Origin of the sequence: Flavipsychrobacter stenotrophus (assembly GCF_002954265.1) — a bacterium.
Taxonomy (GTDB): Bacteria; Bacteroidota; Bacteroidia; order Chitinophagales; family Chitinophagaceae; genus Flavipsychrobacter; species Flavipsychrobacter stenotrophus.
This window is the reverse complement of the sequence record NZ_PPSL01000011.1, coordinates 49,551-76,119: the sequence shown is the minus strand read 5'-3', so window position 1 is coordinate 76,119 and position 26,569 is coordinate 49,551. Positions and strand designations below refer to the sequence as shown.

The following is a 26,569-nucleotide window of genomic DNA, read 5'->3' as shown; positions in this document are numbered from 1 at the left end:
GCGGCTGGCACTAATAGCGGTAGTCAATAAGCTGCTCAAACAAGCATTTGCTATTGCGACAAAAGAAGCAATTTTTGAGAAAAATTATTTACAAAATACTTGTTTATAAACACAGTTCATTGCGAGGCACGAAGCAATCTCACGCAAGGACGTATTCGTTTTGGGGAGCTATCTGGACCCTGCAATTGGCAGCCCTTCGCGAACCGGTCCCCGTCGTCGGTCTCAGACCGGCTTTTGTGTGATGCTCCCTAAGCCGTCTCTGCGAGGAACGAAGCAGTCTCGCATCGGGCGGATTTGCCTGTTGTCTAGCTAACCACATCCGTAACGGCCCCCAAAAAACAAAAAGACCCGCCACAAGGCAGGTCTTTCAATATATCTTTAAAATATCTTAAAGCTTGTTCGCTTTAATTGTACTTAATATTCTCTTTTCCCAAACTTTAGGCTGTTCAGAATAGCCTGCCTTGCTTATAGCTTTTACCCATTGCTTGCTATCAGCATTATCCTTCAGGCGGGCATAAAAACCTTTCTTTGAGATCGTGCGGCAAAAATCCATAAATGATTCCTGCTCGCTGTCGTATTGCTTATACCTGGTCTTGTAACCGGTCTTCGCTTGTTCATTCTTACCTACAATACCGAAATGGTTATTCAGCTTCTTCGCTGTCTTTCCTTCACCTGCAGATGATTCTACCAATGCCACAGCCAATATCACCGAGTAGGGTATGCCGTATTGCTCAGCAAGTTCGGTGGTCATAGTTTTATGCTTCGTTATATAAGTACCGTTCTGTGCAGTTGCAGAGAACATTATACTCAACATGGCCAACACCAGTATCTTCCGCTTCAGAATCCATTTCATTATTGTCATAAGCACTTACAATTTAGTTAACAGTGAAAAGTAAAAACTCAAAGCCATTGAGGGCAGTTCTTCTTTCTTTATCGTTGCAAATATAGGGAAATATTATTAGATAATGCCTAACGGGTTGTTAAAGGTCTGCTGCTTGTTTTTTCGATTAGAACAGAAAAGGAGCCATAGGCTCCCTTTCTAATATTATAACTCAAACTATCAGCTAATTAGCTAATCAATTAAGCTTTGATACCTACTTTATCATTCAGGTCTGTATCTACGAGGATACGGCCGCAGTGTTCGCAAACAATGATCTTCTTGTGCTGGCGAATTTCTGACTGACGCTGTGGAGGGATCACGTTAAAGCAACCGCCGCAAGAATCACGCATGATAGGCACTACTGATAGTCCGTTGCGATAGCTGCCACGGATACGCTCGTAAGCGGTAAGCAAACGTGGGTCTACTTTTTCCTTAGCTTCAGCAGATTTCTCAGCCAATACTTTTTCTTCCTTGTCTGTATCAATGCTGATCTTTTCCAGCTCAGCACGCTTGATAGCCAATGAATCTTCTACATTCTTTATTTTTTCTTCTGTCTTCAGGCGAACATTTGTTCTGTCCCTAAGGTCAAAAGTTGCATCCTTGATATGCTTTTCGTTAAGTCTAACCTCAAGTTCCTGCATCTCCATTTCTTTGTTGATGGCTTCAAACTCACGGTTGTTCTTCACATTATCCTGCTGCTTCTCATATTTCTTGATCAGCCCTTCAGATTCTTTCTTAGCTTCTGTCTTAGTCTCTATGAAAGTGTTGATAGTGTTTATTTCTGCGTCAATATTATTGATACGTGTCTGCAGGCCGGCGATCTCATCTTCAAGATCCTTAACCTCCATTGGCAATTCGCCCTTCAAGGTTTGGATCTCATCTATTTTAGAATCGATCTTCTGTAATGAGAGAACTGCAATGAGCTTTTCCTCAACTGAAAAATCTTTTACATTAGCCATATCAGCGAAAATATTTTACGGGATTAGTTAATACGTTTGATAAAAGGAAATCAAAATTAGGGAATTTTTTCTGTAAAACCATTTCAAATATTTCCGGCGTGAATTGTTCCGTCTCATAGTGTCCTATATCGGCAATTACAATACGACCTTCCGCATCAAAAAACTGGTGATATTTAAAGTCTGCAGTAATAAATATGTCGGCTTTTGCTCCTATAGCGTCATTCAGCAGGAAACTGCCCGACCCTCCACAAATGGCCACCCGCTGTATGGTCTTACCACTCAACTGGGTATGCCGTATGCCCTCAGCCTTCATGTTTGTCTTTAAAAACGCCAGGAAATCCAATTCATTCATTGGCTCAGCAAGATTACCTACCATTCCTGCCCCTATCTGCTGGTTGGTATTAGCAATGGGTATCAGTTCATAGGCTATCTCTTCATATATGTGTGCCCCGCGCATGGCTGCCAGTACTTCCCTTTCCCTGTGCTTTTCTACCAGCACCTCTATTTTCACCTCCGTATCCGTCTCTCGTGGTCCACCGGCAGTGCCTATCGCTGGGTGGGCCTCCGCCGATGGGCGAAAAGTTCCGGTGCCATTGGCGCTAAAACTGCACTCGGTGTAGTTGCCTATACTGCCCGCACCTGCAGCAAACATGGCATCCCGCACTTTATCGGCAATACTTACTGGGGCATAAGTATATAATTTGCTTAATGTATTGGTTTTAGGGGTGAGTATCTTTTTATTGATCAGCCCCAGTTTTTCGGCTATTTTGTCGTTCACGCCATCCGGCATATTGTCCAGGTTGGTATGTGCTGCGTAGATGCATATGTCATTTTTGATGGCTTTGATAACGATCCGCTCTACATAATGGCGCCCGGCTATTTTTTTCAATCCTGAGAAAATAAGCGGGTGGTGGGCAATGATCAGGTTGCAATTCCTGCTAATGGCCTCGTCTATCACTTCCTCGGTCACATCCAGCGTCAGCAGTGTGCCTGTCACCTCCATATTGCTATCACCTACCTGTATGCCGCAGTTATCATAGCTCTCCTGATATACTAGTGGGGCTATGGCTTCAATGGCATTGGTTACATCTTTTACCTGCATATAATTATTCTAATATCAACAAATGTAGTCACACAATTATTAACTATTGTACCCGTTATATATATTTTGTATCATTGTCCTTCATAGTCACGCTTATCATATGAACCTTAAACCTATCCACGGCATCCTTGTGGTATTGCTTATAGTTAGTATTCCCCTTTTTGCACACCTGGGCGAGTTGCCCATACAACAGTGGGATGAAGGCCGCCTTGCCATGAAGGCAATTGAGATGACGGAAAGCCACAACTGGCTCATTACCACTGTAAATGGTTTTCCCGATCTATTGAGTGTAAAGCCGCCACTCCTCACCTGGATACAAGCCATCTTCATAAAAATACTGGGAGCAAATGAATGGGCTATCCGTCTGCCATCTGCATTAGCAGCACTGGCTACCTGTCTGCTCATCTATTGGTTCTTTGCATGGAAATTTATTAAAGACGTTTGGCTGGGTATTATCTGCAATTTATTGCTCATTAGCTGCATGGGCTATGTTACCCTGCATGGCACCCGCAGTGGCGACTATGATACACTGCTGACACTACTGACAACCGGGTATATTCTATGTTTCTTTCTTTATCTCGAAGAAAAGAAGATCCGGTATCTGCACATCACCATGCTATTGCTTACGCTATCTGTTTACACCAAGGGAGTGCAGGGGTTAATGTTTCTGCCGGCTTTACTCATTTATGCCGTCGCAACAAAAAAACTGCTGGCTTTATTAAAGGAGAAGAGGTTCTATATAGACGGTTTAGCCTTTGTAGCATTGGTACTGGGTTACTATCTGGCAAGAGAACATTATAAGCATGGTTATCTGGATGCGGTAATACTCAATGAGCTGGGCGGACGTTATGGACAGGTGTTGGAGGGGCATAAGGGTACGTTCTTTTATTTCTTCAACTGGATCGATGAGCGTGCGTTTACCTACTGGTGGCCAACATTGGTTGGTGGACTTATAACCGGTGGACTCACTGCCGACAAACAGGTGCGTCGTTTAATGCTGTATCTCTCTCTGGTAATGGGTGTATATATGTTCATAATATCGTCAGCAGAGACAAAATGCTGGTGGTATATAATGCCGGTAATGCCCTTTATGGCCATAGTAGGGGGGGTATTCATAAATACTATTTTCAAAGCGCTGGGTAGGGTAGACGTTAGTAAGACCATGAGGTGGAATGTGCTCCCGTATTTGTTTCTTATAGTTACTGCGCTGCCGGCTTATACTACTATAATTAAAGTAGCTACTTGTGGGCAACCCGCAAGCCAGTGGGACTATGTGAATAAAGATATGAGCCAGATTCTCTTCAACGTGGCCAATGATAATGATAAAAGCCTTGATGGTTACCTGGTATTGGATAACTATGATGATAACCTTACCTGGTATAGAGAAGTGATAAAGCGCCAACATAAGCCAATTCAGTTTTCACCCGACAAAGACCCCGGAACGGCAACCAAAGTGGTAGCTTTCAGGTTCGATACAAAATGGGCGCTAGATAGCGCTTGCGACCTCTCGGTGACGTATAGCAGCGGTGCTGTAAACTACTATACTATAAAGGGAAAGAAGACGCATCTGCCCGCGGTTGGCAGTTCAAGGAAGACGCTCTAAATGCACACACTACACTTTTCTGCTATTGTCGGTCTCTCTGTCGCGAGAGTTAGCGTAGCGCTCTCGTGACGACTAGTTTATCGGGTCTCTGACCCGAACATCCGGGCGTATTCTTTTTGGGTTGTGACAACTAACTACAAACTATCCTGGTTCACATAACCACTCATTTTCCCATAAACTGCTTCAGCCTCCCTGTAGCCTGCTCAGTAACCTTTTGTCTCAGAAAACCCGTCCAGCCCAGCAAGAGCCCCGATATTCCTAGTGCCTGTCGGCTCCATACCCAGAAGTCGAAAGTGTCGCTGTGTTTGATGATCTTACCATCTTTGAATTCAAATTCGGCATGTACGCGGTTCACCACCTTGCGGCCGGTTTTGCTGAATGTATAGGTGGCTACCCAGTCGGCGCTGCCCGCATTGTCATTGGCCACAACATTGCTATAGGTCACCTGCACATCCGTTCCTTTCATCAGCATGCGCCACATACTTTTAGCTTCATCACCAAGTAGTACTCCAAAGGCCGGGTCCTGAAATGTGATGTTGTCGTCATAGCAATCAGCCATACTTGCAGCATCATGTGCATTGAATGAAGAATAGAATTTTTCGATGGTTGCGGCGTTGTTCATGGCTTTATTCAATGATGTAGGTGATGTCTTTATATTTCACTGCGTTACCCGAATGAAGTTCGGAATTTAATGGGGATATTTTATGGTTTTTTATGTTGAAGCGATTTAGGTGTGTATGTCGTTTTGTAAAATACAGGTTGTCATCAGCTAAGTACAAGTCGTCGTCTATCCGGTCATACGAGCTATATGCATGTAAAGTGTCTGTTTTCAACGTATTTATGTTCAAAGAAAGAAGATGGCCAACAGTGTCTTTCCACGTAGTGAAGTAAACTGTACTACTGTCGTGAGGGGGAGTTAAGTAGCTGACTGGGTCTGATTCCCGGTAGAGTACTATTACCCCGTCACTCCTGTTGATGAGTAAATATCCGCCGATATTAGCATCGGTGCAGTCTGGACCGGTAAGCCCATCTAAGCCTACAAATATGTACTTGTCAATAATTACAGGCTTAGTACAAGTGTAAAGTGCCTCTGTCCGAACCTGCCAAAGTAGCTTGCCGGTCAGCAGATCAAATGTTGCGAGCGGGCTTCTTTCCCATTCGGCTACATAAAGATGCTTGTCGTCTGATGTTACATTATATAAAAAGCCAACCGGTAGTGTGCAGTTCTTGTCAGGTTCCAGTTTATACATCAATTGCCCGGTCTTGAGGTTGATTGCGACAAGTCCTTTACCATTCACGCTGGCAATAATGATAGAGTCGGCTGCAAGGTGTAATGTCCTGTTTCTACCTTCTGTCTGGTAATCCCATTGCACATTTTTGGAGTCAATGTCTATACAAGAGATTAGCCCACGTGCCCTTTGCACCACAAGTTTATTGCCCCTAAGTATGGGCGCTGCATAACATTCCTCCTGCAAAGCGAACGAGAAAACCGGGCTGTCTGTAATTATGTTTTTGATAGCTACGGTTGCCGGTTGCCAGGTACAATAAATCAGCAGGCTGTCCCACACGTGCACAGAGCCATAAACACTATTGGTTGCGCTTACTATTTTATATTCTGGGCTCTGGTTGGTGAGGGGGGTACGGCTGTTGCACCCCAGCAATAGCATACAGAATAAGAACAGAACAGAACGAGCATTAATTACCATAGAGCTTGTGGGGAATAAGAATAGATTTTTCTATAGGTGAGGGGTTGTTTATGATATAATGTTTCATATAAAGTTAGCAAACGCAAGGACAAGTCCCGATCGATCTTATTTTCTACCTATGTAATAATTAACCACCCTTGTTTCCTTAAAGCCCACTTTTTTATACAAATTATAAGCTTTCTCATTCTTGCTGTCAACTTCCAATTCCACCTCGCAGTCCTGTTGTTTCAGCACGTCTAATATCGAATTGATCAACTCGAATCCCAAGCCCTTGCCCTGGTGCTTTTCGCTAACCCCCAACCCATAGATGGTGGCCTTATTGCCGGAATAATAGAGCGTACAAATGCCGATTATTTCATTGCCCATCTCAGCCATATACTGTTTCCTGTCGCCAGACTGCAGGCAGGATAAGATCATGTTTCTTGACTCTTCCTCTGTTTCATGAAAGAGCGCTGAATTAATGTTGATAAAATCATCTACATCGTCAGGCCCTGCTGCTCTCACCTTGCTGGCTGACTTATATTTCCCTGTATTTCCAGTGTGTGCCATGAGGTACTCAATATGGTCGCATTGTAACCGAGCCTGCTCTACCGCCGCCATACCCGGTGCTGATTTGTTATCTACAACAAACAACATTGTCGGTATACTGTGAAGGGCTAGTTCATTGCTGCCGGCAGCTATCAATTCGTTGAATATTCCCTTGTTGCGCATGCCGGGATGTACACAGCCAGATATTTCTGCGACATCACTCCGATGATTAAAAATCGATAGCACGCCCAGTAACTCCTCTTCTTCAAAGCACAGAAACCATGAATGCATCTGAGGGTAAAAATTTAAACTATGATCGAACTGTATCGGCACAATTGACCCGTCATACACTTCGCATAAGGCGGTCAGAGATTTAACGGCCGTTTGCACGTCGTCGGGTAGGGTTATGTATTTCTTGATCATTGGGTTTGTTGGGAAGCCGAAAATACTGTTTAAACGGGGTAAAGAATGAATAGAAAGAGGATAAATATATTCTTCTAAAAAAGGATTAAGAATAACGAAGAAAAAATATGGCGCCTGCATACAAATCCGCTCAACTTTCCCCTAAATTTGTACCATGAATTTTTCTGAAATAACACAAGACGATCTGTTTGATCTGGGTTTTGAGCCTTTGGTAACTGAGAATACCAAGTCTATGGATTTTGAGCACAAAGAACTGGGTATCAAGTTATGGAAAGGTATGTACAATCCTGATCCACAGTCAAGATTCTGGAAAATGGGTTACGGCAAGGAAAAAGTGCAGTTCGAATCACTGGAGCAGCTGACAGCGTACATGGAGTCTCTGAAAGCTTAAGAGTAACCCTGCCCCAAACGAATCTTTCATAGGTCGATCTATATTGTCAATTACGCCCTGTAGTTGGTTAGTATAGGTTGGTTAAGGGGTTTGTGCGGTCAATAAAATGCTATTCTAAGATACTTATTAATATTTGCCCTTCGTTTATCTGAACGAAGGGCTTTTTGTTGTATGATGGGCTCTACAGAAAAATCTACATAATGTCTGTTCCACATAAAGAAGCTTCATCATCACATGTCATTGCGCCATAGGCGCAAAAGGTTTGTAGCTCGCCAGGCGTCCCATTACCCCGCGAGCCGTTAGGTTCGCGCCCAATCGCAACAATGCCATCTTTCAATGTCTATGTGGCATAAAAAACATATCCACAGAAAATAACTCACCTCAAACGCTTTACTGGCGCGTCATACACGACTATTTTTCGAGAATTTTGTGAATATCTTTATTTTAAAAACTCATTTTCGTATATTAATTTACACCCGATTCAGGATATTTCCTTTCAGATCTTTGACATATAGACCTTATCACACCATAGTTCCCCCAACACGTAGGGGCAGAAAATCTTCTGCCCTGCAACGTCAACCATCCCGGGCGGGTCATTGCGAGGAACAGCCTGTCCCGCTTTTTCTGCGGGAAAGCAATCTCGCATCGGGTTGCTTGCACAAATAATCCACTGGTCGAAGCGTCTCGCTTCGTCCTGAGCCATGCAAGCGTCCGCTTGCGAAAAATTAGTGAGGCGGTAGCAGTGAAAAGTGGCAACATGTGGCAGAAAGTAGCAGAAAGTGGCAGCGAGTGGCAATTTGTTAAAATGAGCCGAAAAGCATACCCAATAAGTCATTCAGCCGAATTGCCCTATAGAAAACTGCCACTTTTCAGAAAAACTGCCACTTTTTGAAATTGCATAAACGTGTAAACCTAGTTACTGATGGCAGTAAACAAATACAGGGATTATCTAATCAATGTGTAAACCTATTTAGGGACGAGGCAGCCCTGAAATAAGCGGAAAGAATCGGAAAAAAGTGGAAGAAAGTGGAAGTTTTAGGAAATTTGTTAAAAAGCCTTCAAACCCAAGCCCACAATGCATTTCAGCCCAAACACCCGCTACAAAACTTCCGTAAAAAAAAACTTCCACTTTTGAAGTATATACCTCAATCAGGTCATTGCGAGCCCTTCGCGAAGCAATCTCACGCAAGGACGTATTCGTTTTGGGCGCTATCAGAACCCTGCCATTGCGAGGCACGAAGCAATCTCACACAAGGATGTATTCGTTTTGAATCTGTAGCAACTGTAGAAAATCTGTGTAAGCACCCCGATGCAAGATTGCTTCGTTCCTCGCAATGACGGCATAAAATCATTGTGCGTCAGGCACAAAATCGGGCAAAATCGGGCATTGACTGGAAATGCAATTGTTTGATTATGAATACTTTATATTTTTATTATGCCCGATTTTATTTTTCATTTCATCGGGCATTCCACCTCTCACACACACAAAAACACCGCCTTCCTGCGAAAACGGTGCTTCTATAAATGATATCTTATAACCTATGATTCTGTAGAACGTTCCTTTTCTATGCGGCCGCGCTTCATTGGGTTGGCGGTATTGGTAGCATACTCTTCGCGCTGGCGCAAAAGATCCAGGCATTGGAATACTGCTTCGCGGAAAGATTCCGGCTCGGCTATGTTTTTGCCTGCTATGTCGAATGCGGTACCATGATCGGGCGAAGTACGGATAACCGTTAGGCCTGCGGTGTAGTTAACGCCACCACCTTCGGCTAATGTCTTAAATGCAACAAGACCCTGGTCGTGATACATGGCCAATACTGCATCGAACTCAGTATAGCTGCCACGGGCAAAGAATGCATCGGCACTGTAAGGACCAAAGGTAAGATTGCCTGCCTGGCGTAGCTGATCGATAACCGGCTTAATTATTGTCTGCTCTTCGGTACCAATTTGTCCGTCATCACCAGCATGGGGGTTTAGGCCCAGCACAGCAATCTTCGGCTTATCAATCCCGAAATCCTTTATCAGGGTTTCCTTCATGATAGCCAGCTTCGATAGCAACAGTTCTTTGGTAATGGTAGCAGAGATCTTAGACACAGGTATGTGCTCGGTAACCAGGCCCACACGCAGCTTGTCGTTATACAACAGCATCAGCACATCTTTAGCGCCAAATTTGTCTTTAAAGAATGGGGTATGACCTGTGAACGGGAAATCGGCAACATTGGTATTGCTCTTATGTATAGGAGCAGTTACGAGTGCGTCCAACTGACCATCTTTCAAGCATTGGGTAGCTACCATCAGTGAACGAACGGCATACTTGCCGCCTGCTTCTGTAAGTACTCCGGGCTGCAAAGGCACCTCATCTTCCCAGCAGTTGAATATGTTGATCTGCTTATAGTTAAGCACAGCCATATCCTTGGTGCTGGTAAAGTTGAAAGTATATTCCGGCGACAGGCGGCGGTAAAAATTGATCACCTTGTTGGACGCGAAAATAACAGGCGTACACAATTCCAGTATCCGGTTGTCGGAAAAGGTTTTGATGATCAGTTCCAGGCCTATCCCGTTAAGGTCGCCCGTTGTAATGCCTATAACCGGTTTGTCTGTATTTACTTGCATGTGGTAGTTTATTTTGTAACAGGGTACTAAGTGTAAAGTATGCAGAAGATGCTATCCAGACTGCACTATTAGCCCACTTTTTAGTTTTTACTTTTAATTTTTAACTTAATTACGATTTTCCCATGTGCGAAACAAAGTCCAGCAACATACGCATACCGTAGGCAGTACCTCCGATAGGGTAGTATCCTTTCTTAGCCACATTGAAAGATACGCCTGCTATATCGAAGTGCATCCATGGGTAGTCGGTAAAATGCTCCAGGAATTTACCTGCTGTAATAGCACCACCTGTAGCACCGCCAATGTTCTTGATGTCGGCAATATCAGATTTTATCTGATCGCCATATTCATCCCATAGCGGGTACTCAACGAGTCGCTCGTACTGGCGGAAACCACTGTCGCGGAAAGCCTGCTTTACATCATCACCAGCGGTACCCATGCACACTATACCATGTTCACCAACTGCAGCTGACGCTGCACCTGTAAGGGTAGCGAAATCTACTACCAGTTGCGGATTGTAGCGCTTGGCAAAGTGTAGTGCATCGCCCAGTAGCATGCGGCCTTCAGCATCGGTATTCAATACTTCTACCGTAGCTCCGCTCATCATTTTGATAACGTCGCCGGGTACATAAGCATTCTCTCCGGGGCGGTTGTCGGTAGCAGGTACGAGAGCTATAACGTGAATAGGCAACTGCATCTGCGCAATAGCGTACATAGCACCGGTAACCAGCGCTGCACCGCTCATGTCGCTCTTCATGCGGTCCATAGAGTTGGCAGTAGGCTTCAGCGATACACCACCGGTGTCGTACACTACTCCCTTACCAATGAGTACCAATGGCTTCTTGTTGATAGCCTTTTTAGGTACATACTCCATTATAGAGAATGTCGGAGGATCGATACTGCCGCGGTTCACGCTCAGCAATCCGCCCATACCTTCTTTTTCTATGCGTGCCTTGTTGAAAACGGTTACTTTAAAGCCACCTTCTTTACCAATAGCACTGATCTCTTTAGACAGCTGCTCGGCACTCAGGTAGCTCAATGGCTCATTAACAAGGGTACGTGCCTTGTATATTGCCTCAACAATAATACCCAGTTGAGTTACTTCCTTTACGGTAGCCGACTCTTTGGTGAAAGAGATACGAACCAGTGTATTGGTAAGTTTCTTAGCCTCAGTACGGTACTTAAGGAACTGGTAGTTGGCCAATGCAATACCCTCTGCCATCAGCACAGCGGCATCGGCACGGGTAGACAGGTTGGTAATGGTCAGCTCTACTATCTTATGTTTGTTGGCTACTGCCTGCGCTTCCACACCTGCCTTGCGTATAGCTTCGCTGGTCTGTGAGTCGGTCTTTTTCTCCTTCAGCAGGCTGATGAAGATGAAATTGCTGTAGCGGTTGATGGTTATGAAGGATTGATCGGCAGTAAATGCAGTACCCACATAGGCGATCTCTTCGGGAGTCAAAGCAGCAGCTTCCAGTTTGTCTGAGCCGCTTACGATATATAATCTGTGATTAGCAGATGGTTTTTGCGATATTTTGAATTCCATGGGCGTAAAGTTATGTTTTATAGGGAAATAAAGGCAGGGGAAGCCATGTATGTGCAAAAAAGGAGGATAACAGCATAACGAGCACAATATGCATTGCAGTTAATTGCGATCTAATTCAAATATCTTTATGGCAATTCATAGTGTTTAACTATTGAGTATAAAAGGGATGACGAGAGCTGAGGCAAGAAAAATAGGAGGAAGGAAAGGCTTGATATCGTCGGTTGTCGGACTGATAACGGCCTATTTGATAATGGCCATGATGACGGGTATTGGTGGGAGAGGAATGGATTTGGGTTGGATTGCAGATGCCGGTATGCAATTGAATATGGTATTGGGTGCGGTGATCATGCTGATAAGTGGTTATTTGTGGGGGCAACTGGCAGGAATAACCATATTGATCAACAAGAAGAATCACCTGGTTGCGGGTATCCTTTGTGGCATAGGGGCATTAATGACTACCGCATTTCTCTCAGGCTTGCCTGGTTTTTTATTGGAAGGCATGCCCTGGAAATACTCGATCAAAGAGGGATTTGAGTCTTATGTTGTTAAGCCATTCACATGGATCACGGTCTTTGGCATTATTCCGGCAGTGGCTGTTGGGGTATGGATGGGGTGGAGAATTAAGAGATGTCGTATTTAGGAAGTTGTGTAAACCGAATCTTTCGTAGGTCTCAAAGAGAACCAGCCTGACATGGTTTATGACCCCTGCCTACCGGCAGGCAGGCCCGACATTCGACAACCGGCCCAAGGTCCGGTCGAACATCGTCCCCTCTTAAAATAAGGGGGGAGTGTGTAGTTAGCGCATCTCTAAGAGAATCGGCCAGATGGCTGTTGGTCAGAAGACACAACAGCGGCAGACTTAGGTGTTGGGTGTTGCCCAGGTACAAACTTTTAATTTGTTGAAGGCATTAGCTATTTATATAGGCCAGTTATACGAATCATCCTTATTAAACGGTACGCCTAATTCCAGATCTACAACCTCTTCGTATTCCACATTAAGGGAAATCCAGTTTTCATGATTCAGGTAAACATCGAAAAATTCGTAACTGTCGACCTCCCATGGAGCAATATGTTTTAACGTAACATCTGTCACTTCTTTTATGGGGCGACCTAGCAGTGGTTGGTTATCATAAGTAACCTTATAGTTGCCGCACCTGATGTAGCCCAGTTTTCTATCTTCGTGCTTATAAAATGTAAGTCTAAGCTTACGCGAATTGTATTGGTAGATGAGCTCATTTTCATCGTCTTCATTAGTAAAGGTCTTGTCGGGGTCACCGATAAGTGCCATTATTTCAGCTTCTGTTGCGCCAAATTTGATGTTGTCTAGTCCAATGCCAGGTTTTAATTCCATGTGGCAAAAGTAGGGGATTTTGTGTCTCGGATTGTTGTTCTGAGAGACATCCGCATATATAGACATCCGATACCTTCGGCATCGTTTTGATAATGATATAACTACTCTATAGACATCTGATGCCTTCGGCATCATGACATTTTCTGCAATTTTCGCATTTATGATATTTGGTCCGGGTGGCTGGTATTGTATCATTCCGCAGCTTTTTTATTGTGGCTCAATTCTTTTAACTTCAAGGTGTGGACTTATCGAAACATCCTATAGCGGAACAGTGGTTTAAGCAGAGTGACTGGCAGCCTTATGACTTTCAGGTGAATACGTGGGATGCCATAGGGAAGGGGTACTCGGGGTTGCTGAATGCGCCTACCGGGTTTGGGAAGACCTATGCGATATGGTTTGGCGTATTGCAGCAATATTATAAAAAGCAAAAGCCGGGCATACATTGCTTATGGATAACACCCTTACGGGCGCTGAGTAAGGAAATATACATGGCTACCGAGCGGGTGAGTGACGGGCTGGGACTGAGTTATACCATAGGCTTGCGCAGCGGTGACACGAGCCTGAAAGAGCGCACGCAGCAAAAGAAGAAGATGCCCAACGGGCTGATCACTACTCCCGAAAGTGTGCACCTGCTGCTGGCAGCGAAGGGATATAATGATACCTTCAAAAATCTACAGTTTGTAATTATAGACGAGTGGCATGAGTTGATGGGTACCAAGCGGGGCGTGCAGATAGAGCTGGCGCTAAGCAGGCTGAAAGCGATCAATCCGGAGTTGAAGATATGGGGTATATCGGCTACTATTGGCAACCTGGAGGAAGCGGAAGAAGTATTGCTGGGCGGATATGGTGGCAAACGTACCATGATACGCACCAACCTTAAAAAGAGGATAGAGATAGAGACCATCATCCCGGAGGTGATAGAGAAATACCCTTGGGGTGGGCACCTGGGCATTAAACTGATGGAAGAGGTGTTGCCCATTATTCATAAAAGTAATTCCACACTGCTTTTTACCAATACCCGCTCGCAGTGTGAGATATGGTATCAGCGGCTGCTGGAGCGGGAGCCCGACCTGGCCGGAGCTATGGCACTGCACCACAGCGCTCTGAGTGATGAGACAAGGCTGTGGGTAGAAAATGCCCTGCATGAAGGTATACTGAAAGCAGTGGTATGCACCAGCAGCCTTGATCTGGGTGTGGACTTCAGGCCGGTAGATACTGTTATACAAATAGGGTCTCCTAAGGGTGTGGCGCGGTTCATGCAGCGGGCAGGGCGGAGTGGCCACCAGCCGGGGGCTATCAGTAAGATCTATTTCTTACCGACCCATTCACTGGAGATCATAGAAGGGAGTGCTCTGCGGCATGCCGTAACGCATAGTGAGATAGAGCAGCGGGTGCCGTATATACGATCTTTCGATGTGCTGATACAATACCTGGTGACACTTGCTGTGTCGGATGGGTTCAGAGCCAATGAAACCTATGAGGAGGTTATCAAAACACATTGTTTTAACTCGGTGACGAGAGAAGAATTTAACTGGTGTCTGCTGTTCATAACAGATGGCGGTAGTATGCTGGAAGCGTATGACGAGTTTCATAAGGTAGTGATAGAGAACGGCCTTTATGTAGTTACTAGTAAGCGGGTGGCTATGCGCCACAGGTTGGGTATAGGCACGATAGTAAGTGATGCTATGATACAGGTGACGTATGTGGGTGGTGGCAGGATAGGGAGTATAGAAGAGTGGTTTATATCCAGGCTTAGCCCCGGCGATTCGTTTTGGTTTACGGGTAAGAACCTAGAGTTGATACGCATAAAAGATATGACCGCTTACGTGAAGCGTAGCGCAGGCAATAAGGGAGCTTTTCCCAGCTGGCAAGGCGGGAGGATGCCTCTGTCGTCCCAGTTGTCATCGACCATAAGAATGAAACTTGATGAGTATGGGAAGAAGAAAACGGATATTGAGATAAGTAGCCTGTCGCAGTTATTTGAAGAGCAAAAGATGCGCAGCCATCTGCCGCATAATGATGAGTTGCTGATAGAGAAGATAAAGACAAGGGATGGGTATCATGTGTTTTTCTACCCGTTTGAAGGGCGCAATGTACATGAGGGTATGGCGTCATTGTTTGCCTACCGCATATCACAGATAAAGCCAATGACCTTTTCCATAGCCATGAATGACTACGGATTTGAGTTGCTGAGCGATCAGGAGATACCCGTAGAAGAAGCGCTGGGTAATGCACTCTTTGATAGCAGCAATATATCGGCTGACATTTATGCCAGTGTGAATATATCGGAGATGGCTAAGCGGAAATTCAGGGACATAGCCACCATAGCGGGATTGGTGTTCAATGGCTATCCGGGTAAGGCTGTGAAAACAAGGCATGTGCAGGCCAATTCGCAATTATTCTTTGGTGTGTTTACTGATTTTGACCCGAATAATTTGCTACTGCAGCAGGCATATGATGAGGTAATGACCTTCCAGATGGAGCAGGTGCGTATGATGCAGGCACTGCAGCGAATGGAGACGCAGCATGTAATCATTAAAGACCTTGAAAAGTTCAGCCCTTTCTGTTTCCCGATACTCACTGAACGGTTTAGGGAGAAGTTTACGAATGAAAAATTTGAGGATAGGGTGAAGAAGATGTTGGAGCAGTTGGATAGAGCGTAAGTCGTAAGTCGGCGGCGCGTGGTGTCGGTGTACATAAATTTTGTTTCGCAAGCGGGGCGCTTGCATGCGTTAGGACGAAGCGAGAAGCTTCGACCAGTGTCAGAATGTAGTGGTTCGGCACTTCGACAAGCCAGTGTAAACTAAGGATCATCATGACATTCGGTGTTTTTACATTTACTGCCTACACCTTAACTTTGCGTCTTTATGACGATCGATATTAGTGGGGTTGCGTTTACTTTGTTGTTTCAGAAGGCTTTGTATAAGCCGGACGAGGAGTTGCTGATCATTGCAGATGTGCACCTTGGTAAGGCCAGCCACTTCAGAAAGAATGGTATATCGCTTCCGTCTTCAGCGCAGCAGGGCGACTACGATAATCTGCGGAGTTTGTTTGACCTCGTGCAACCAAAGAAGGTTTATTTCCTGGGTGATCTTTTTCATAGCAGCCTTAACGATGACTGGCATAACTTCTGTGATCTTGTTGCCGCCTATAAGCACATTCAGTTTACGTTAGTAAGGGGTAATCATGACCTTATCAATGGCAGCAAGTTTCATGATATTTGTGTTGCGGTCGTAGATACCATAGAAGATGAACTATTCATTTATTCACATGAACCACTGAATAATGTTGCAGCAGGTAAGGTGAATGTGGTCGGGCATATACATCCGGGAGTGGTGCTATCGGGTATGGGCAGGCAAAGTGTGAAATTGCCATGTTTTTATATGCAGGAGCAGTTAATGATATTGCCTGCGTTCGGTGTGCTCACGGGACTTTATAGTATGGACCAGAACAAGGCAAGCCATGTGTATCTGGTGTTGAGTGATAGTGTGCGAAGGTTATAGCTTGATATCTATCTTTTGCTTGCCTTCATAAGTTACAGGCAGCACCATAAATATGCCATGTCTTCCTGCTCTGATATTACCTTCCAGCTTTAGTGTTATTTCTTTTTTCGTTAGTAGTTGTAATGCATTTGGTATCACATGCAGTAAGTCTACTTTGAGTACTACAGGGAGAATAAAGGTGTCTTTGGCAGGGATGAGTTTTTTGTCGCGAAGGTATGCCTGGCCAACATGTGAACTATTGATATAGACCGCTACATCGCTACTTTTGAGCATAAGTGCGTATTTGTTGGGGTTGTATAATTTGAGGTCTACAGTGAGCATGGTGTTTGTGATTCCTGATTGCTTGAATCCGAAATGCTCAACGCCTCGGTAGATAAGATCTTTTGGTCTCGCACAGGCAGTGAGCAGGAGTGTGGCTACCAGGGCAAGGGTGTATAGTTGTCTCATTTTGTTTGATGATTGATAGGTAAAAGTATTGATTATTTTGAGATGGGGTTTCTTGTCTCAAAGAGTATCGGCCTGATGTTCGTGTCAGAGACCCGATAAACTATGTCGTCACGAGAGCGCTGCGCTAACTCTCGCGACAGGAGCTTAATTTGTGGCTGTGTTGGAAAAGATTTTTATTATGCTTGGATTATCAATGATCGCATGGATATAGAACCCATCTGCATGGTGTCATTGAAGTATGTTACTTTTTCGTTTTTCTGCTGCAAGCCAAGTATGTAGAACAGAGGTAGCAAGTGATCATAAGTAGGATGGGTCATGGTGGCTGTTGCACCCAATATTTTCTGGTAGTTCATTATGGATGCATGGTCGCCCTTGTCTATCCAGCTGGTAAATTTGCTGTCGAATTCTTTGGCCCAATCGTATACTATGCCTGTATTGTGCCAGTCTACCCGGCCGAGGTTGTGTACCAGGTTGCCACTGCCTAATATGAGTACTCCTTTATCGCGCAGCTTTAATAGTTGCTGACCTATCTGGTAGTGGTATTCGGGGGACTTGTCGTAGACGAGGCTTAGCTGAAACACAGGAATATCTGCAGCAGGGTACATAGGTAATAGTACGCTCCATGTACCGTGGTCGAGACCCCAAGTGTCATCTCCCTGTACATCACTGGCGGTGATGAGTTGCTTGGAGAGGTTCGCCATTTCTACAGCACCGGGTGCCGGGTATTGTGCATCGAACAGGGCTTTAGGGAAACCGCCAAAGTCATGAATGGTTTTTGGTTGTGCCATTGTGGTGACCTTGGTGGTGTTGGTGAGCCAGTGTGCGGAAATAGAAAGTATGGCCTGCGGTCGTGGTAATTGCTTACCCATTTTACGCCAGCTTTGGCTGAATTCGTTGTCTTCAATGGCGTTCATGGGGCTGCCATGGCCGATAAACATAACGGGCATACGTGGTGATGGTGCCAGGCTGTTGCCCAAAGATTCGAGTGCAGATAGTGTAGACATACCTGTGATGGATGCGGCTGCTAAAATGCTGCCATTTTTTATAAATGTTCTTCTTTTCAAGATCGAAAGTTAAAACTCAACACAAAGATACGTGTATGTACATGTAATTTCAATTTATTGAAAATATATAGGTATTGAGTGGCGCAATAGTGATTCATTTTGTGGGGGTGCGGTAGTTTGTTACTTTTATCTATAATGAATACCGAAGCCGTTTACTACGCTCATCTTTCTAAAGATAAAAAGTTATTGCCACTACTCAAGACAATAATTCCGAGACCTTTGAAAAAGAGGAAGAACATTTGTTTGAGGCTGTGTGCTTCTATTATAAGTCAGCAGTTGTCGACGAAGGTAGCTGAGGTTATTTTTAAACGTTTCCTTGATCTGTATAATGGGGAAGAGCCGACGGCGCAGCAAATATTGGATACACCAACAGAGACATTGCGTGGTATCGGCTTGTCTAACGCGAAGGTGAGTTATGTACATAATGTAGCGCGCTTTATGATAGAACAGAACGCTACTGATAAGCTATTTGCGAAGATGGATAATGAGGCGGTGATCGATTTTCTTACACAGATAAAAGGTGTGGGCAGGTGGACGGTAGAAATGATACTGATGTTCACGCTGGGTAGAGAAGATGTGTTTGCCATTGATGACCTGGGTATACAGCAGGGCATTGCCAAGGTGTATGGATTAGATATGACGGATAAGAAGGCATTTAAAGCGCAGATGTTGAAATTATCGGCGAAGTGGGCGCCATACAGGACGTATGCTTGTTTCTTCCTTTGGGATTACAAAGATGGAAAATAATTTGACAATTTGACAATTCGACAATTTGGCAATGGGTGTAATGAAAGAATGGTGCTGAGTAATAATGAGAACTTTCTTCTTTCTACTTTTGACATACGACGCTATGCATCGGGACTATCTACTATGTACTAAATACTAACGACTATTAAAGATCATTATAAAATATTAGGGGTACAACCGTCTGCTACGCTAACTGAGATAAAGAAAGCATACAGGAAGTTGGCTATGCAGTATCATCCGGATAAGAACCCGGATAATGTGTATGCTGAGGCTCAGTTTAAAGAGATACAGGAGGCATACAGTGTTCTCTCTAATCCTTTGAAGAGAGAGCGGTATCATGATGACCTGTGGATGAGTGGTGCGGGTAAGCGGACTGCAAACACACAAGAGGTAACGCCATCGTGGTTGCTTACCGTGGCTATTGATATGAATAAGAGCCTGGCGGCTATGGATACTTATCGTATAAGTCAGCGGGCGTTACAGGAGTATATATTGCTGATACTGACTGACGCACATATAGGTGTGCTAAGGCATTTTGGTGATGAAGAGAAGAACAGTGCTATAAGAGCGGAAGTGATGAAAGCGACCCATTGGCTGGGGATACAATACCTGGATGTGATAGTAGCGCAGATGCTGAAGACTACTGATGACATTGACCAACAGCGGGATATCTATCAATTTTATAAGGGCAGGGAAAAGCAGGCAAAGCAAAGGCAGTTACTACCGTTAGTTATTGTCTTGATCACGATACTGCTTTGTGTGTTGATGTATTTTTATGGGACGAAGTGAGATGGGGCGATGAGGCTTTGTATAGTGAAAGCTAATTATTTTACGACGGAATGGCTAATTAGATCATAAAAGGGCAATCCTTTCGAATCAAATGACGACGAACTCCAAAAGCATGCATCATCGTTTAGTTCTATCTTTTCAATTTTCATTCTGATTGTTTTGAATAGCTCTTTTTCATCGATTAGGTCAAAGCAGGTAAAAGCAATATAAATTAGAAGATATGGATACTTTGGATTTTTTTCTGACAGGTCAACAATCAAATGCTCACTACTACAACGGGTACCACATTGTGGGTGCAGCCCCGAATATTTAACTATCTTACCCACAATCACCAAGCTATCCTTAAAGTGATTGAACGTATCACGCGTAAGTGGGTAGTAGCTCCCATACTGCCCAATAGCACCGGTTGAGCATAGTAGCAATATCACGATAAATATTTGATTAATGCTGAACCTCATATATTCAAAGATAAAGCAAATTGAATAGCAATTATTTTTCCTTATATGGTTAGTTTTTTCTTTCAGAACCTGTCCAATTAACAAAGTTGCATTGTTTAAGCATCAATAAACAGACACGGTTACGATTGTTGCGCACCTACGGCACGCAGTGTGGGAAGGGGGTGGTTTGCTACAAACCTTTTGCACCTAAGGCGCAATGACATTGGCTTAAGGATATAGGTCGCGTCTATAGTTATATCCCCACTGCCAACCGGCAGGCAGGCTTTCATGCAATGTCAATAAGTTAAGGTGGTTTGCTTAATTAGACATCCGATACCTTCGGCATCGTTTTTCAATTTGTATCTGATTTTGCTATAGACATCTGATACCTTCGGCATCATGACATCCTATTAGCGCCTTACCTTAATGACATTGCCTTTCGGCTATATAAAGATATTGGCTAGCTAGGTAGTGATGATAGTAATTGTGAAATGGCGTATCGATACAAAAAGCAAAAGCCCCGAATTAACGGGGCTTTTGCTCTTGAGTGGTTTTGAAGTGATCCAAATTAGTTTGAATCAGATGGGGTTTCAGGGACTTTGCCAATTGCTCCCATTTTGTGGAGCAGTCTCCTGTTTTCACGTTTATGGATAAGGTTGTGTACGCGGCTATAAATAACCGGGAGTATCAACAGGGTAAGTAATGTAGAGGTGATCAATCCACCGATTACTACAATAGCCAAAGGCTTTTGTGTTTCTGAGCCAATGCCTGTACTTATGGCGGCTGGCAACAGCCCTATAGCGGCCATTAATGCAGTCATAACCACCGGTCGTATACGTGTATGCACTCCATGTTCAATGGCTTTGTGTAACGTCATTTTATCGCTCAGGTTTTTACGGAATACGCTGATGAGGATAACCCCATTCTGTATGCATACTCCAAACAAGGCAATGAAGCCAATACCTGCACTGATACTGAAGTTGATATGTGTGACGTGTAGTGCAAGTATACCACCGATCAATGCGAACGGCACGTTCATGATGGTCAGTAACGCATCCTTTACATTGCCATAGGTAATGAACAATATGAGGAAGATGGCCAGCAGGCAAAGAGGTACCACGTGGTTAAGCGTATTGGTGGCCCGGACCTGGTTCTCAAACTCACCGTTCCATGTCATTGTATAACCCTTGGGCAGCTTTAATGCAGCAGCAACTTTTTTCTGTGCCTCACCAATTGTGCTTCCTAAGTCGCGGCCACGGTTGGAGAATTTCACTGCGATATAGCGGAGATTGTTTTCTCTGAATATAAATGCGGGGCCTGTTGTCTTACGGATGTTGGCGATCTCGCTGATAGGTATACGAGTACTATCTTGTGTAGGAACGCGGAGCTGAGAGATTTTCTCCTCTGTATTTCGGTAGTCTTTATCATACCTGATACGCACATCGAATTTACGCTCGCCCTCGTATAGTTCAGTAGCAGCTTTACCACCCAGTGCCATTTCAATTACAGCATTCGCATCTGCGCTGTTGACACCGTACATCGCCATTTTTTTCTGATCCAGCTCTATACGGAATTCGGGTTGTCCCAGGTTTTTCAGGATACCCAAGTCATCTACACCCTGTACACCATTTAAAGTTGTTTTTACAACCTTTGCCATAGAATCGAGTGTCTTGAAGTCGGGTCCATATATCTTAACTGCAAGTGCAGCATTTACACCTGCTACTGCTTCTTCTACGTTGTCGCGAATAGGTTGTGAGTAGTTGAAGACGCAGCCCGGTATTTTCTTCAGCTGCTGGTCCATACTGTCGATCAACTGATCTTCAGTTAATCCTTTGCGCCACTGATCTTTTGGCTTTAGATCGACCTGTATCTGCACATTGAAGAAGCCTTTAGGGTCTGTGCCATCGTTAGTGCGGCCCATCTGAGATAGTGTTTGTTTAACCTCAGGGAATTTGCGGATTACCTGCATCATCTTATCGCTGGTCAGTTTAGCTTCAGGCAGGCTAATACTCATTGGTAATTCACTCTCAACCCATAGTGCACCTTCATTGAGTTCTGGCAGGAACTCCGTACCCAGAAACTTTACTGATGCGAAACTTACTACCATTATTGCTACAGCTACTATCAAGCACAACTTCTGACGGGCATATACCCATTTGAAAGCCATCATGATGTATTTCTCGAAGAAGATAACAACGGGATTATGTTTCTCGCGTACATTCTTTTTGAGCAATACACTTGATAGTGCGGGTACGAATGTAAGTGTGTAGATCAAGGCTCCGATCAATGCAAAGCCGAGTGTAAACGCCAATGGCGAGAACATCTTACCCTCTACCTTCTGGAATGCGAAGATGGGTATGAGACAGGTAAGGATAATGACTTTAGAGAAGAAGATAGCTTTACCCATTTCGGTACCCATGGTCTTGAACAAACCCAGCTTTGCGAGCTTGTTGAACTTTTCCATACCTACCTCTTTGGCCCGATGATCGAGCGCTACGAATATCCCTTCGACCATTACCACCGCACCATCTATGATGATACCAAAGTCGACTGCCCCCATACTCAGTAAGTTGGCAGACATGCCCTTAAGGCGCATCAGCATGAAGGCGAATAACAGTGCCAATGGTACTATCAATGCAACAGTAAGCGTAGTGCGCCAGTCGGCCATGAAAATGAGTACTATCAACGTTACCAATATGATACCCTCTATGAGGTTATGAATAACGGTGTGCGTGGCAAACTCCATAAGTACAGTACGGTCGTAGAAAGTACTGATCTTTACACCCTTGGGTAAGACGTTCTCGTTCAGGTCTTTTACCTTGGCCTGTATACGTTCCAGCACTTCGGCAGGGTTCTCTCCCTTGCGCATTACAATGATACCTTCAATCACGTCGTTCTCGTCGTCGCGACTCACCCAACCCAAGCGGGGTTTTCCGGCTTCTTTTACTTCCGCAACATTCTTGACAAGAATAGGTACGTTGTTGATCTTTGTGATGATGATATTCTCCACTTCACTTATGTCGTTGAGGATACCTATGCCACGCACTACATATGCCTGTCCATTGCGTTCCAATACGTCACCACCTACGTTGATGTTGCTTTTGGTAACGGCATTATAAACGTCTAAAGAAGTGAGGTTATACTTAGCTAATGTGCCGGGGATAACACTGATCTCATAGATCTTTTCTTCTCCGCCAAAGCTGTTTACATCAGCTACTCCGGGAACAGATTTGAACTGCCTGTCTAGCACCCAGTCCTGGATCGCAGTAAGTTCACGGATGCTCTTTGTTTTACTATGCAGGGTATAGCGATAGATCTCGCCAGTAGGGCCATATGGAGGTTCTACTTCGGGTTTTACACCATCGGGTAGATCCGCATTAGACAGTCGGCTCAGTACCTGCTGACGTGCAAATGCGTCATCAACATTATCATCGAAGATGATGCGGATGTAAGCCAGACCGAAAGCAGATGTAGAGCGCAAACTTGTTTTGCTCTGTACTGAATTTAAAGTGGTCTCCAATGGAATAGACACGAACTTTTCTACCTCTTCAGCACTGCGGCCAGGCCACTGTGCGATGATGATGATCTGTGTGTTGGTTACATCGGGGAAGGTTTCTATCGGCGTATTTTTGTAGCTGATAAAACCTATTACAGCCAGTACTCCTGTGAGAAAAAACACCAGGAAACGGTGACGTAAGGAAAAGTGAATAATCGCCTTTATGAACTTATTCATAAACTATATGGTTTGGTAATGATCCGTGTGAAGGGATTTTACTCATTTGATAATTGGTTAAAAATGAATAGCTGATGTTTTGTGATCAGCACTTCTCCCGGTTTTACACCGCTTGTCACATAGGTTTTATCTCCTACTGTTTTGATGATGTCTATTCCGCTAATCTGTATGTCGTTTTTGTTGTTGTAAGTGACTACATAGTTCTTTCCATCCTGCGATAAAACTGCATTGCTGGAGAAGCAAGTATATGTGCCGGCATCCTGGTTGTTGACCACTACTTTGGTGAACATTTCCGGCTTCAGCAACATCTCCTTGTTTTCGAGATTTATACGCACACGCATAGCTTTGCTTTGCGGATCAAGGACCTGACTTACTTTGTCGATCTTCCCTTCGTACACTTTGTCGGGGTAGGCTATAGGTACAACCTTAACCAGGTTTCCTTCTTTTATTCTGGAAATGTCATTTTCATAAACGTTGGCATATACCCAGATGTTTTTAAGGTCGGATATAGTAAACAAGTTGTCTCCCATATCAGGACGTATGAATGCGCCTGCTGCTACTTTCTTTTCAACTATGTACCCATCAATTGGCGCAGTGATGGTGTACAGGCCACCTTCTGATGCTTTGCCACCCCCATTGATGTTTATGACAGATTGTATCTTGTTGCGTGCTGCCAATGACTTCTCATAGTTCTGTTTTGCCTCGTTATATTCCCGCTCGCTACTGATGCCTCCTTTAAACAAAGACTCCTGATTATCCATCTGGCGCTTAGCTATTGCCAGGTCGGCATTAGCACTGCTCAGGTCGTTGTAATTACCTGCAACGTCGGCACTCTTTATTGTGGCCAATGCCTGGCCCTTGCTTACGTGATCACCGAGAGAAACCTTTGCATCTATGACTTGTCCACTGGTACGTGGGAACACCTTCACTACATTATTTTCGTTGAAGCTTACTTCTCCGCTTAGGGATAATTCATCGAGCAAAGCACACTGCTGAACGGTGTCTATCTCTATCATGTGCAGCATTGAGTCGCTTAGCACAAATTTGGTACTTTGTTCTACTACCGGTTCTTTATGTTCACACGAGGTAAACAACACAACTGCCAGGAAAGACAACAAAATTGATTGTTTCATTACTATATATTTTGCTTGTTTTATTACTTTAATTGTTGTTAAAGGTTTACTTAGAAAGTTATGTCGCCCTTTCAGGGCTATCCCTCTTTTGTATTTAGTACGAGGGGTTGAAACCCCTCGCTATTTATGTCGCCCTTTCAGGGCCTTCCAGCGCTGACGGAAGTTCGCTGTGTAGGGTCTAAATATGATCTACTATCTACTACTTAGCTACATCTACACCCACCACATCGTTCAACTCTTGCTTGGCCAATCGGAGGTTAAGTACCTGTTGTAACTGATTCTTTCTTACATCCTGATAGTCGTTGAAATATTCCAGGAATTCTATCAGGCTTATTTGCCTGTTGTTATAGCTTTCTACTATGTTCTTGTACAGCGCAGAATAGTCTGTATAGAAGGCCGCATTATTATTTGCTGTAAGGCTCACGGTCAACTGAAGTTTCTGATATGCGTTTAGGACATCGTTCTTAAGTTTCTGATCATATTGTTTCAGGGTAGCCTCTTCAGCTTTTACCTGCCAGTTAGCAGATTTAATATTCCCTCTATTCCTGTCCCAAAGTGGCAGGGGTATAGAGAGTCCAAGACCGTAATAGTTAGGCGTATAGTTGGAGTTGTTGTCGTACTCTGTTCCTATGGTCAGGTCGGGTACAGCCAATGATCTTTGTAGTTTCAGGTTTTGCCTGTTGTATTGCACCTGGTATACCTGCTGGTTGTAGTCGGTATTGTGCTTTGCGGCAGAATCGAGCATGGCAAAAATGCTCAGTTCGGGCATTCTGGCGGGTTCGCTTTCATCAGCAACGGGCAGGATAAAGATATTACCGGTTACCTGTAGTAAGGTCTTTAGTTCGCTTTGAACATTAGCCAGTTCCTTTGCGTTGCCAATCATTTCCTGCTTCATATTTAGGATCAATGCCTGCACTCTCAGGTATTCCTTTTTAGCGATATTGCCAGATGTGAGTGCAGTACTCATTGCTTTCTCCAATTTTGACAAGCGCTCAATATTGTCGTTATACAGGCCCGCATTTGCCTGCAGTTGCGCAACGCTATAGAAGTCTTTTATGAGTGTTGCACGCAGGTCACGCAACACAGTGTTGAACTGCCATTCTGCGATGTTGACATTGGTTTTAGCCAGATCTACCTGATGACCGCGTTTCCCCGCGGTTCTGATCAGCTGCTGCACCTGCACAAATATTTCACCGGTAGGATTGCCTGCGGCATCCCTTCCATGCTCAAAGAAGCGATTATTGGCATACACATTCTGATCTGTGTTCAACACAGGGTTATCCCATTTACGGGCCTGTGCCACAAGCGCCTTATTGCTCTGTATGTTATAGTGCTGCGCCAACAATTGGAGGTTGCTGTCTAAAAAGGTTTTTTCTGCTTGTTGTAAGGTAAGCCTGAGCGTATCGGCAGCGGGCATTTGCTGCGCGTGCAAGTTGGTTGATTGCAGAAGGCAAATACAGCATAATGCATATAAGCCTTTTGCAAGCTGTTTGTGAGACATGCAAAAACAATTGTAATTGGTTACAAAATGGGTAATGGTAGCGGAATGGCCCTGATTCTGAAACTAGCTATTGCGGTAAGATGGAATATTTGAGCGTGTAGCAATACAATACCTCT

21 protein-coding genes are annotated in these 26,569 nt (G+C 44.3%); 7 read left to right on the top strand and 14 right to left on the bottom strand.

The window, feature by feature from the left end; genetic code table 11:
• Positions 1–388 precede the first annotated feature (388 nt).
• The 3 genes from CJD36_RS22275 to CJD36_RS22265 all read right to left on the bottom strand — a co-directional run bounded on the left by CJD36_RS22275 (position 389) and on the right by CJD36_RS22265 (position 2,941).
• Complete coding sequence (locus CJD36_RS22275; protein WP_205685690.1) at positions 389–853, bottom strand: glucosaminidase domain-containing protein; 465 nt, start codon at positions 851–853, stop codon at positions 389–391.
• Between the two features lie 227 nt (positions 854–1,080).
• Positions 1,081–1,839, bottom strand: a complete 759-nt coding sequence (locus CJD36_RS22270; RefSeq protein ID WP_105041419.1) for a zinc ribbon domain-containing protein — start codon at positions 1,837–1,839, stop codon at positions 1,081–1,083.
• A 1-nt stretch (position 1,840) separates the two neighbouring features.
• Positions 1,841–2,941, bottom strand: a complete 1,101-nt coding sequence (locus tag CJD36_RS22265) for a Nif3-like dinuclear metal center hexameric protein (RefSeq protein WP_105041418.1) — start codon at positions 2,939–2,941, stop codon at positions 1,841–1,843.
• Between the two features lie 100 nt (positions 2,942–3,041).
• On the opposite strand from CJD36_RS22265, the gene CJD36_RS22260 reads away from it, so the two are divergent.
• Positions 3,042–4,544: an ArnT family glycosyltransferase gene (locus CJD36_RS22260; RefSeq protein WP_105041417.1), complete on the top strand. Its 1,503-nt coding sequence runs from the start codon at positions 3,042–3,044 to the stop codon at positions 4,542–4,544.
• Between the two features lie 163 nt (positions 4,545–4,707).
• Here CJD36_RS22260 and CJD36_RS22255 read toward each other — a convergent pair whose 3' ends face one another.
• The 3 genes from CJD36_RS22255 to CJD36_RS22245 form a co-directional block, all read right to left on the bottom strand.
• The gene (locus CJD36_RS22255) at positions 4,708–5,166 is read right to left on the bottom strand and encodes a nuclear transport factor 2 family protein (RefSeq protein ID WP_105041416.1); all 459 of its coding nucleotides are present in this window, start codon (positions 5,164–5,166) and stop codon (positions 4,708–4,710) included.
• Positions 5,167–5,170: 4 nt separating this feature from the next.
• Positions 5,171–6,250 carry an outer membrane protein assembly factor BamB family protein gene (locus tag CJD36_RS22250; RefSeq protein ID WP_105041415.1) on the bottom strand — a complete coding sequence of 360 codons (1,080 nt, stop codon included), beginning with the start codon at positions 6,248–6,250 and terminating at the stop codon, positions 5,171–5,173.
• A gap of 105 nt (positions 6,251–6,355) precedes the next feature.
• Entirely contained in the window at positions 6,356–7,201 is an 846-nt protein-coding gene (locus tag CJD36_RS22245) for a GNAT family N-acetyltransferase (protein ID WP_161499421.1), read from the bottom strand.
• A gap of 154 nt (positions 7,202–7,355) precedes the next feature.
• On the opposite strand from CJD36_RS22245, the gene CJD36_RS22240 reads away from it, so the two are divergent.
• Positions 7,356–7,592, top strand: coding sequence for a hypothetical protein (locus tag CJD36_RS22240; RefSeq protein WP_105041413.1), 237 nt, complete (start codon positions 7,356–7,358; stop codon positions 7,590–7,592).
• Positions 7,593–9,131: 1,539 nt separating this feature from the next.
• Here CJD36_RS22240 and pdxA read toward each other — a convergent pair.
• Both pdxA and CJD36_RS22225 read right to left on the bottom strand, forming a co-directional pair.
• Complete coding sequence (gene pdxA / locus CJD36_RS22230; RefSeq protein WP_105041411.1) at positions 9,132–10,205, bottom strand: 4-hydroxythreonine-4-phosphate dehydrogenase PdxA; 1,074 nt, start codon at positions 10,203–10,205, stop codon at positions 9,132–9,134.
• Between the two features lie 109 nt (positions 10,206–10,314).
• The gene (locus tag CJD36_RS22225; protein WP_105041410.1) at positions 10,315–11,748 is read right to left on the bottom strand and encodes a leucyl aminopeptidase family protein; all 1,434 of its coding nucleotides are present in this window, start codon (positions 11,746–11,748) and stop codon (positions 10,315–10,317) included.
• Positions 11,749–11,914: 166 nt separating this feature from the next.
• Between CJD36_RS22225 and CJD36_RS22220 the strand changes: the two genes are divergently transcribed.
• On the top strand, positions 11,915–12,388 hold the full coding sequence (locus tag CJD36_RS22220) for a hypothetical protein (RefSeq protein ID WP_133162760.1): 474 nt from the start codon (positions 11,915–11,917) through the stop codon (positions 12,386–12,388).
• 276 nt (positions 12,389–12,664) lie between these two features.
• Here the strand turns inward: CJD36_RS22220 and CJD36_RS22215 are convergent, their stop codons facing one another.
• Complete coding sequence (locus tag CJD36_RS22215; protein ID WP_105041408.1) at positions 12,665–13,099, bottom strand: hypothetical protein; 435 nt, start codon at positions 13,097–13,099, stop codon at positions 12,665–12,667.
• A gap of 239 nt (positions 13,100–13,338) precedes the next feature.
• On the opposite strand from CJD36_RS22215, the gene CJD36_RS22210 reads away from it, so the two are divergent.
• Both CJD36_RS22210 and pdeM read left to right on the top strand, forming a co-directional pair.
• Positions 13,339–15,762 carry a ligase-associated DNA damage response DEXH box helicase gene (locus tag CJD36_RS22210; RefSeq protein WP_240609410.1) on the top strand — a complete coding sequence of 808 codons (2,424 nt, stop codon included), beginning with the start codon at positions 13,339–13,341 and terminating at the stop codon, positions 15,760–15,762.
• A gap of 204 nt (positions 15,763–15,966) precedes the next feature.
• The gene (pdeM, locus tag CJD36_RS22205) at positions 15,967–16,602 is read left to right on the top strand and encodes a ligase-associated DNA damage response endonuclease PdeM (RefSeq protein WP_105041407.1); all 636 of its coding nucleotides are present in this window, start codon (positions 15,967–15,969) and stop codon (positions 16,600–16,602) included.
• Here pdeM and CJD36_RS22200 read toward each other — a convergent pair.
• Positions 16,597–17,049: an LEA type 2 family protein gene (locus tag CJD36_RS22200; protein ID WP_105041406.1), complete on the bottom strand. Its 453-nt coding sequence runs from the start codon at positions 17,047–17,049 to the stop codon at positions 16,597–16,599. The genes pdeM and CJD36_RS22200 overlap by 6 nt on opposite strands.
• A 176-nt stretch (positions 17,050–17,225) precedes the next feature.
• The gene (ygiD, locus tag CJD36_RS22195; protein ID WP_240609409.1) at positions 17,226–18,113 is read right to left on the bottom strand and encodes a 4,5-DOPA-extradiol-dioxygenase; all 888 of its coding nucleotides are present in this window, start codon (positions 18,111–18,113) and stop codon (positions 17,226–17,228) included.
• A 135-nt stretch (positions 18,114–18,248) separates the two neighbouring features.
• On the opposite strand from ygiD, the gene CJD36_RS22190 reads away from it, so the two are divergent.
• Positions 18,249–18,860 (top strand): DNA-3-methyladenine glycosylase family protein, encoded by a 612-nt coding sequence (locus CJD36_RS22190; protein ID WP_105041405.1) that lies wholly within the window; start codon positions 18,249–18,251, stop codon positions 18,858–18,860.
• A gap of 132 nt (positions 18,861–18,992) precedes the next feature.
• Positions 18,993–19,649 (top strand): J domain-containing protein, encoded by a 657-nt coding sequence (locus CJD36_RS23885; RefSeq protein WP_317047183.1) that lies wholly within the window; start codon positions 18,993–18,995, stop codon positions 19,647–19,649.
• A 1,005-nt stretch (positions 19,650–20,654) separates the two neighbouring features.
• On the opposite strand, the gene CJD36_RS22175 is transcribed toward CJD36_RS23885, so the two are convergent.
• The 3 genes from CJD36_RS22175 to CJD36_RS22165 all read right to left on the bottom strand — a co-directional run bounded on the left by CJD36_RS22175 (position 20,655) and on the right by CJD36_RS22165 (position 26,453).
• Complete coding sequence (locus tag CJD36_RS22175) at positions 20,655–23,819, bottom strand: efflux RND transporter permease subunit (RefSeq protein ID WP_105041402.1); 3,165 nt, start codon at positions 23,817–23,819, stop codon at positions 20,655–20,657.
• 38 nt (positions 23,820–23,857) lie between these two features.
• Positions 23,858–24,952 (bottom strand): efflux RND transporter periplasmic adaptor subunit, encoded by a 1,095-nt coding sequence (locus CJD36_RS22170; RefSeq protein WP_105041401.1) that lies wholly within the window; start codon positions 24,950–24,952, stop codon positions 23,858–23,860.
• A gap of 199 nt (positions 24,953–25,151) precedes the next feature.
• Positions 25,152–26,453 (bottom strand): TolC family protein, encoded by a 1,302-nt coding sequence (locus CJD36_RS22165; RefSeq protein WP_105041400.1) that lies wholly within the window; start codon positions 26,451–26,453, stop codon positions 25,152–25,154.
• Positions 26,454–26,569: the final 116 nt, after the last annotated feature.

What these genes read in the sequence shown, in the direction of transcription:
- CJD36_RS22275 (WP_205685690.1), bottom strand. Translation starts at nt 853, where the DNA reads ATGAAATGGATTCTGAAGCGGAAGATACTGGTGTTGGCCATGTTGAGT.
- CJD36_RS22270 (WP_105041419.1), bottom strand. Translation starts at nt 1,839, where the DNA reads ATGGCTAATGTAAAAGATTTTTCAGTTGAGGAAAAGCTCATTGCAGTT.
- CJD36_RS22265 (WP_105041418.1), bottom strand. Translation starts at nt 2,941, where the DNA reads ATGCAGGTAAAAGATGTAACCAATGCCATTGAAGCCATAGCCCCACTA.
- CJD36_RS22260 (WP_105041417.1), top strand. Translation starts at nt 3,042, where the DNA reads ATGAACCTTAAACCTATCCACGGCATCCTTGTGGTATTGCTTATAGTT.
- CJD36_RS22255 (WP_105041416.1), bottom strand. Translation starts at nt 5,166, where the DNA reads ATGAACAACGCCGCAACCATCGAAAAATTCTATTCTTCATTCAATGCA.
- CJD36_RS22250 (WP_105041415.1), bottom strand. Translation starts at nt 6,250, where the DNA reads ATGGTAATTAATGCTCGTTCTGTTCTGTTCTTATTCTGTATGCTATTG.
- CJD36_RS22245 (WP_161499421.1), bottom strand. Translation starts at nt 7,201, where the DNA reads ATGATCAAGAAATACATAACCCTACCCGACGACGTGCAAACGGCCGTT.
- CJD36_RS22240 (WP_105041413.1), top strand. Translation starts at nt 7,356, where the DNA reads ATGAATTTTTCTGAAATAACACAAGACGATCTGTTTGATCTGGGTTTT.
- pdxA (WP_105041411.1), bottom strand. Translation starts at nt 10,205, where the DNA reads ATGCAAGTAAATACAGACAAACCGGTTATAGGCATTACAACGGGCGAC.
- CJD36_RS22225 (WP_105041410.1), bottom strand. Translation starts at nt 11,748, where the DNA reads ATGGAATTCAAAATATCGCAAAAACCATCTGCTAATCACAGATTATAT.
- CJD36_RS22220 (WP_133162760.1), top strand. Translation starts at nt 11,915, where the DNA reads ATGACGAGAGCTGAGGCAAGAAAAATAGGAGGAAGGAAAGGCTTGATA.
- CJD36_RS22215 (WP_105041408.1), bottom strand. Translation starts at nt 13,099, where the DNA reads ATGGAATTAAAACCTGGCATTGGACTAGACAACATCAAATTTGGCGCA.
- pdeM (WP_105041407.1), top strand. Translation starts at nt 15,967, where the DNA reads ATGACGATCGATATTAGTGGGGTTGCGTTTACTTTGTTGTTTCAGAAG.
- CJD36_RS22200 (WP_105041406.1), bottom strand. Translation starts at nt 17,049, where the DNA reads ATGAGACAACTATACACCCTTGCCCTGGTAGCCACACTCCTGCTCACT.
- CJD36_RS22190 (WP_105041405.1), top strand. Translation starts at nt 18,249, where the DNA reads ATGAATACCGAAGCCGTTTACTACGCTCATCTTTCTAAAGATAAAAAG.
- CJD36_RS22175 (WP_105041402.1), bottom strand. Translation starts at nt 23,819, where the DNA reads ATGAATAAGTTCATAAAGGCGATTATTCACTTTTCCTTACGTCACCGT.
- CJD36_RS22170 (WP_105041401.1), bottom strand. Translation starts at nt 24,952, where the DNA reads ATGAAACAATCAATTTTGTTGTCTTTCCTGGCAGTTGTGTTGTTTACC.
- CJD36_RS22165 (WP_105041400.1), bottom strand. Translation starts at nt 26,453, where the DNA reads ATGTCTCACAAACAGCTTGCAAAAGGCTTATATGCATTATGCTGTATT.